The 8,226-nt window shown below is 30.3% G+C and carries 7 protein-coding genes; 3 read left to right on the top strand and 4 right to left on the bottom strand.

The annotated features are described in order from the left end of the window. Positions 1-19 precede the first annotated feature (19 nt). The 3 genes from RSC72_RS14025 (at position 20) to RSC72_RS14015 (ending at position 4,147) form a co-directional block, all read left to right on the top strand. On the top strand, positions 20-2,182 hold the full coding sequence (locus tag RSC72_RS14025; protein ID WP_332566448.1) for a S46 family peptidase: 2,163 nt from the start codon (positions 20-22) through the stop codon (positions 2,180-2,182). A 139-nt stretch (positions 2,183-2,321) separates the two neighbouring features. After that, the gene (locus RSC72_RS14020) at positions 2,322-3,071 is read left to right on the top strand and encodes a hypothetical protein (protein ID WP_332545978.1); all 750 of its coding nucleotides are present in this window, start codon (positions 2,322-2,324) and stop codon (positions 3,069-3,071) included. A 203-nt stretch (positions 3,072-3,274) separates the two neighbouring features. Beyond that, on the top strand, positions 3,275-4,147 hold the full coding sequence (locus RSC72_RS14015) for an exosporium glycoprotein BclB-related protein (protein ID WP_332545976.1): 873 nt from the start codon (positions 3,275-3,277) through the stop codon (positions 4,145-4,147). A gap of 331 nt (positions 4,148-4,478) precedes the next feature. On the opposite strand, the gene RSC72_RS14010 is transcribed toward RSC72_RS14015, so the two are convergent. From RSC72_RS14010 to RSC72_RS13995, 4 genes are all read right to left on the bottom strand, one after another. Further along, on the bottom strand, positions 4,479-5,090 hold the full coding sequence (locus RSC72_RS14010; protein ID WP_332545974.1) for an NINE protein: 612 nt from the start codon (positions 5,088-5,090) through the stop codon (positions 4,479-4,481). Positions 5,091-5,260: 170 nt separating this feature from the next. After that, positions 5,261-6,277: a PTS transporter subunit IIC gene (locus RSC72_RS14005; RefSeq protein WP_332545972.1), complete on the bottom strand. Its 1,017-nt coding sequence runs from the start codon at positions 6,275-6,277 to the stop codon at positions 5,261-5,263. A 33-nt stretch (positions 6,278-6,310) separates the two neighbouring features. Beyond that, positions 6,311-7,252, bottom strand: coding sequence for a M20/M25/M40 family metallo-hydrolase (locus tag RSC72_RS14000; protein WP_332545970.1), 942 nt, complete (start codon positions 7,250-7,252; stop codon positions 6,311-6,313). A gap of 126 nt (positions 7,253-7,378) precedes the next feature. Further along, positions 7,379-8,226, bottom strand: an 848-nt coding sequence (locus RSC72_RS13995) for a methylmalonyl-CoA mutase family protein (protein ID WP_332578584.1), incomplete at its 5' end; no start/stop codon positions are given.

Genomic DNA, 8,226 nt, shown 5'->3' with positions numbered 1-8,226 from the left:
AAATTGAAGACAAACAAAAATGAAAAAATTTTTATTATCCACTCTTTTAGTGGTTATGCTTTTTCCTTTTCAAGTAAAAGCTGACGAAGGAATGTGGTTCTTGATGTTCATAGAACGATTGAATCACCGCGATATGCAAAAACAAGGTTTACAATTAACTTCAGAAGAAATTTATAGTATCAATAATAACTCATTAAAAGATGCTATTGTTCAGTTTGGAGGTGGTTGTACTGCAGAAATAGTTTCTAACCAAGGTTTAGTATTAACAAATCACCACTGTGGTTATGGTAATATTGCAGAATTATCTGCACCAGAACATGACTATTTAAAAGATGGTTTTTGGGCAAAAACTAAAGCTGACGAATTAAAACCAAAAAATTTGAAAGTACGTTTCTTTGTTCGTATGGATGATGTTTCGAAACGTATTTTAGGTGTTGTAAATGATAAAATGTCTGAAGCTGATCGCGAAAAAACGATCAACCAAGAGATTGCAAAAATTGAAAAAGAAAATAGCGAAAATGGAAAATATGTTGTTTCTGTTCGTTCATTCTTTCAAGGAAATGAATATTACTATTTTGTTTACCAAGATTACGAAGATGTACGTTTAGTTGGTACGCCTCCAAGCTCTATTGGTAAATTTGGTGGAGATACAGACAACTGGGAATGGCCACGCCATACAGGAGATTTTTCTATGTTTCGTGTTTATGCAGACAAAAATGGAAATCCTGCTGCATATTCTACAAACAATGTTCCTTTAACGCCTAAACATCATTTACCTGTTTCTTTGAAAGGTTATGAAGTTGATGATTTTGCAATGATTTTGGGATATCCAGGTCGTACAAACCGTTGGATGCCAGCTCAAGGTGTAGCTCAAAACGTAGAGTTTGCTTATCCTGCTTGGGTAGAAGCATCTAAAGTTACAATGGACCAAATGAAAAAATACATGGACAAAAATCAAAAAGTAAATATTGATTATGCGTCTAAGTATGCTGGTGTTGCAAACTATTGGAAAAATCGTGATGGAATGATTGAAGCGTTAAAACTTCATGGAACTGTTACAAAGAAAACAAAAGAGGAAGACAAATTTAACAAATGGGCGAATAAAGCGAAAAACAAAGCTGAATATGGTGATGTTGTAACTAATTTGAATAATTATTACGCAAAAACTAATTTAGATGCGCGCCATAATAATTACATCAATATTTTATTACGTTATTCTACTTTTGCAAGTGCTCCTTATTCTATTGGTAAAGCATTAGAAAATTATGCGGCTGCAAATGAAGCGAAGCGTAACGAAATGCGTCCAAAAATTCAGAATGCAATCAATGGTTATTACGAAAAAATGTACTTACCATTAGAAAAAGATTTATTAGCTGCTCAATTAGGTTTATATGCTTCTAAAGCAAAAGAAGCTGGTTTAGCACCTTATGTTGCTGATTTAGCAAAATCAAACAATAACAATTTTACTGCTTATGTAAATGATGCTGTTGAAAGAAGTTTCTTTGCTGATCAAAAACAAGTAGAAAATTTCTTGATTTCTCCAGATGTGGAGGTTCTTAAAAAAGATCCATTATATGTATTGTCTAGTGCTTTGGTAGAAAGAGCTTCTAAACAAACAGAAGAACAAAAAACATTGAATGATTCTTATTCTAAAAACTTCCGTTTATTAGTAAAAGGATTACGTGAGTCTAAAGTTGGTAACATTTTATATCCAGATGCTAACTCTACTCTACGTTTAACTTACGGTTCTGTACAACCATTACCAAAAAGTGCTAACCCTAAACGTCAACCAGATGTTGCGTCTAACTATTTTACAACGTTAGAAGGTACAGTTGCAAAACATATTGCAGGTGACGAAGAATTTGAAAATCCACAACGTTTGTTAGACTTAGCGAAAGCGAAAGATTATGGACAATATGCTGATAAAGATGGATATTTACACGTAAACTTTTTATCAAATAATGATATTACAGGTGGTAACTCTGGTTCTCCGGTAATGAATGGTAAAGGTGAATTAATTGGTCTTGCATTCGATGGAAACATAGAAGCAATGGCAGGAGATGTAATCTTCGATCCAAAATTACAACGTACAATTTCTGTAGATATTCGTTATGTCTTATGGGTTGTAGATAAATTTGCTGATGCTAAACACATTGTTGATGAAATGACAATTGTTCGCTAAAATAAAGTATTTTTAAGCAATATATAAAAGCCTTGTATGTACGATTAGTATATACAAGGCTTTATTTTTTTGAGAAAATCATTTCAAAAATTTATATTTTTGCGAAACCCCTATTATAATTAATTTTAAAATTTATAAAATGAAAAAACTTATACTATTTACATTTCTAACTTTCTCATTATTTTCAATAATATCATGTTCAAATGATGATGACTCTAAAAATAACGAAAATAATATTGTAGAAAAAAAATTAATCGAAAGAGTTACTTATACAGAAGGATATGATAGTAAATTAATCGAAAAATTCACATACAATAACCCAATAGGTTTTGTTTCTGAAAGGAGCTCTTTAAACTCGAGTACAAATGTAGAAACTATTTCAAAATATGAATATTCTAATAATATAGTCATTGAAAAAAGATATAGAAATAATAATTTGATTAATACCTTTATTTATTCCTTAAAAGATAATACTTACACTTTACAATCATTTAATTCAGATGATTTACTAGTATCTACAAATATTGATAAAATTGAAAACAAAAAAATTGTTTCATCAAAAAGATATAATAATAAAGGAGAAATAATATATGACTCGTCAACAGAGTATAAAAATAACTATCTGACTCAAATTGAGACTGAATCTATTTCAAATACAAAAACAACAAATACTTTTTTAAGTAATAAAATTAAAAACTTTAATGCTCCATTCGCCTATATTATTACTAATGATCAACCATTAACAAAAACATCTGAAACTTTTCAAAATGGGAATATAAAATTTGTTGAAAATAGATATGAATTCGACAAGGATTATTACCCTACAAAAGTAACATTAATTACTTCAGACGGTAATAATATAATTACCATTAATACTTATAACAAATAAGTCTCAAGCAACAAACTGAATAACGAGTAATAATAAATCCCTTTATTAAATTTAATAAGGGGATTTATTTTATTTATTTAATGTAAAAATTGACCATATAAGGTATTAATATTTTTTTATTAAAAAAAATAAAACATCAGTAACCTATTGATTATCTTTGATTAAACTCTACTATTAAGTATTTAATTATAAAATTTAGAGTTATGGAAAACTATTTAATTAATTTTAAAACAATTTGCATTATTGTTTTTTATTCTTTTTCTACATTTATTTATGCTCAAGTTGGGATAGGTACTACGGATCCGAAAGCAACTTTAGAGGTGTCAAAATCTTTAATAAATGAAAACACCTCCACCGATGGTATTATTGCTCCAAAATTAACAAAAATTCAACTTGCTAATAAAACCGCAGGAACTTATGGTACAAATCAAATTGGTTCAATTTTGTACATCACCGATATATCAGGAACAATTAGTGGACCTAGTCTTAACCAAGTTACAGAAATTAATTCAATTGGATATTACTATTTTAGTGGAACAAAGTGGAGTTCATTTAATACGAATAATAGTATAGGATCTTCAGTTATACCATTAAATTCTATAAACGCTTCAGTTGCTACAACTATATTAGGAGGTTTAATAGGTACTTCTACTGTATTAGGGCCTGGAGTTTCTAAAACTGGTATTAGTTTAACTGGTACTACTTTAAATTTACTAGGTGATGCAAATGGAGCCGCAATAACTTTACCACGTAACTGTATAATAAGATCAATATCTTTTAATCATTACACTAGCGCTGCTATATCATTAATAGGTAGTACACTTTCTTTACATCTCCAAATTTATAAAGCTAATGCCGTTTCTAATGCTTATGAGCCTATCTTAAATACTCTTGTTTCAAATGAATTAACAGGACTCATTTCTCTAGGTCATATGGCTTCAAATTCTATTTCAAATTTAAATATACCGTTAGCTGCAAATGATAAAATTGTAGTTTTAATATCAGCAACAGCAACAGGCTTATCGCTTATAAACACATCAACTGGATTTGTGTCTGCAAGTATCGGACTAGATTAAATTAATATTTCCCATTTTTTATAAGTTATAGAATCAGAAAAATGACAATTGTATAATGAATATAGATACTTCCTGTTGGCTTAACAAACCTAAATCCTGTTTTAGCCGTAAGTGATATATCTACTTATCCGCTTTTATCATTTCTTTTGAGTTACTTAATAAAATAAGAAAAACATTAACAGTTTCTAGAATTAACTGAATTGGAATACAACTTACCTCTACTTCTTTTTTTTAACTATATATAACAAGGCTTTATTTTTTAAGAAATGTTTATAAAAATGAGATGATACATTTTCAATTTTCCCATAAGAAAGTTAATTATTTTAATATTTTATTTTTTTACGGGAAGATTCTGACCATCTTTAGCACTACCTAGCAAAATATAAATAAAATCAATGAACGCCCAAATTCCTAAACCTCCTAAAGTTAGAAACTTACCTATTCCTAATCCAATATTTCCAAGATAAAATCTATCAACTCCCCATACTCCTAGGAAAAAAGATAATAACGTTGCAACAGTTTTACTTTTGGGAGAAACTTCGTTTATATTAATTTGATGATTACTACTAGCTACTGTTACATTATTGATTTTTAAATCTTCAAGTGCAATTGGCTCTTCATCTATATAAGCATCAATATATCTTTTAATTTCTCTAAAAGCTTGTTCCTGATTCTTTGTAAATATTACACTATTTTCATCACTTGTTGCATCAAAAGCTCCTCCTCTCGCTTCAACTCCTCCAAGTATAGAAAATTGAATATATCCATTAGTTACACTTCCTGGCGCCTTAAACTGAATAGCAGTTATACTTTTCATTGGTATCTCTTTATCTCCTTTATACCCATGACTAGCCTTAGCAAGTAATCCTTGACGTTTAATTATTACTCTCTTTGAAGTTAGTGTTATTTGTCCTCCAATTCCATTTGTCGTTAATTGTTCCATTTTTTTATTTAAGACTTTAAATTTATACAATATATAATAAGAAGCTAAAATCAATAACACTAAAAAAATAATCTTAATATTTTGTAGGATTAACTTAACATCTAATATTTTTCAATATACTCCTAAGACTCTTCACGTAATTACGTGAAACCGTAAAAGAAGAACAATACTTAAAATATTTTTAAATCGCCATCTTTTATCCATTGTTTCTTTTTCATAAAAATATAAATTATGTAAGATAAAATTGCGGGTGCTAATATCTGTAAACCTATTATTGAAAGTAGAATATAAGTCGTACTAAAAGAATTTTTCATGGCATTGTATGTTCCAATCTGTCCAACTAAACCACAAGTTCCCATTCCCGACTCTAAAGCCGAATTTTCCATTCCAAAAAATAAAATAGCTACAGGACCAATAATTGCCGAAGCCAAAGTTGGTGGAATCCAAATTTTCCAATTTTTATATATATTAGGTACTTGTAACATACTTGTTCCTAAACCTTGTGCCAACACTCCTTTAAAACCGTTATCTTTATAACTAATTGTTGCAAAACCCACCATTTGCGCACAACATCCTATCGTTGCAGCTCCAGCTGCTAATCCATCTAAATCTAACATTAAACATAATGCTGCGGACGAAATCGGCAGAGTCAAAACGATACCTACAATTACCGCAATAACAATTCCCATTATAAATGGATTGGTATCTGTTGAAAAAATAATAATTTCTCCTATCCACTTCATTAATTGTTGAACCGAAGGTCCAATTAATTGAGCTAAAATAACTCCCACTAAAACTGTAACTATTGGTGTAATTACAATATCAACACGAGTTTCTCCTGAAACTATTTTACCTATTTCTACCGCAATAATTGTTGCTATAAAAACGCCTAATGGCCCGCCTAATTTATAAGCAGCAAGCCCCACAACAGCGGAAGAAAATAAAACCAATTGTGGCGCACGTAAACTATAAGCGATTGCCAATGCAATTGCTGGTCCCGTTGCTTGACTCGCAAAAGGCCAAACGATATCGCTCAAAAAAGAAACGTCAAATTCATCTCCTATCGTTTTCAAAATTGTACCAACTAATAAGGTTGCAAATAAACCGTAAGCCATTGCGCCCATTGCATCGATAAAATATCTTTTGGCAGAAATCTGAATGTCTTTTTTAAGTAAAAATTCTTGCATGATGGAGTTTTTTAATCGTTTACCTAAACTAGATTATTTTTTATCTGTATTTCTAAACGACATATCTTGGTGATTAAAACTACCTTCGATAAAAGCCATTTCTAATTCTAAAATTCTTTTTAAAGATGTATAATCTACTTTATCTGCATCATCTGTTGGTCGATGATAATCAGGATGACCACCAGTATGAAAAAATAATACGGGAATATTTTTCTCATAAAAAGATGTTTGATCTGATCCTCCACGCCCCTCGTAACCTGTATAATTTTTAATATATTTGGTTTGATCAATTGTTTGATAAATCGTTTCGAAAGCAGATGACGTTCCATATCCTATAATCGAAACTCCATTTTCTGGATTAAAACGTCCAATCATATCCATATTCAACATCCATTGAATCTTATTTAAATCTAAAGTCGGATTCTTAACAAAATAACGAGAACCAACTAAGCCTAATTCTTCTGCACCAAAAGCAATAAACAGAAAATTGACAGGTTCTGTTACTTTATTCTGACTATAAAATCTTGCTAGTTCCAGTAACCCTGCCACGCCCGAAGCATTATCATCTGCTCCATTATGAATAATTCCTACACTATTTTCTGCCAACGAACTTCCTTGTTTTCCTTCTCCTAAATGATCGTAATGTGCACCAATTACAATTGTTTTATTCGCTTTATTATCTAAAAAACCTATAATATTTTTCGCTTCTCGTAAACTATCATTTACAACAACTTTTTTTACTTTTGCTGTAAAACATTGATAAAAACCATTGTTTTCTAAAGGTTTTAGGTTTAATTTTTTGAATTCTTTTGCAATATATTTTGCTGCTTTTGTATTTTCTTTACTTCCTGTTCCACGACCTTTCAAATTATCATCAGCTAAATGATAAACATGTTTTTTAAGGAGTTTTTCATTTATTTCTTGAGAAAAAACTTGAACAGATATTATGAAAAAGAATGCTAAAATGTATTTCATGGATTATTAAATTTTATAAAATCAAAAATAAGAAATCATCAGATGTCATAAACAACAATCTGTAATAAGTTTATAAAAAAAGCCTTCCAAATTGGAAGGCTTTAAAGTATTATAATCTCTTCAAAATTACATATTTCGTCTGTACTGACCTCCGACTTCAAATAAAGCATCTGTAATTTGTCCTAAAGAACAAACCTTTGTTGCTTCCATCAAGGCTTCAAAAATGTTTTCATTTTGCACAGCAATCTCTTGTATTTTCTCTAATTGTACTTTTTCTTCTTCAAAATCCGCTTTATGCAACGTTTCTTTAGTTTTGATTTGGAATTGCTTTTCCTCTTCAGTCGCGCGAATTACCTCAGCAGGAACTACTGTTGGTGAACCTTTAGAACTTAAGAATGTATTAACACCAATTATCGGAAATGATCCATTGTGTTTTAACGTTTCATAATACAATGATTCTTCTTGTATTTTAGATCGTTGATACATTGTTTCCATTGCTCCAAGTACTCCTCCACGTTCTGTAATACGATCAAACTCTTGTAAAACAGCATCTTCAACTAAATCAGTTAATTCTTCGATAATAAAAGATCCTTGAATTGGATTTTCGTTTTTCGCTAATCCTAATTCTTTATTGATGATTAATTGAATTGCCATTGCACGACGTACAGATTCTTCTGTTGGCGTTGTAATTGCCTCATCATAAGCATTTGTATGCAATGAATTACAGTTGTCATAAATTGCGTATAAAGCTTGTAGCGTTGTACGAATATCATTAAAATCAATTTCTTGTGCGTGTAAAGATCGTCCAGAAGTCTGAATATGATATTTTAACATTTGTGCTCTTTCGTTAGCACCATATTTATTTTTAAGTGCTTTCGACCAAATTTTACGAGCCACACGACCAATTACCGAATATTCTGGATCGATACCATTCGAGAAAAAGAACGATAAGTTTGGTCCAAATGCATTGATAT

This window comes from Algoriella sp. (assembly GCF_036647415.1).
GTDB lineage: Bacteria > Bacteroidota > Bacteroidia > Flavobacteriales > Weeksellaceae > Empedobacter.
Note: the sequence above shows the minus strand (reverse complement) of the source record. Positions and strands in the feature narration are given on the sequence as shown.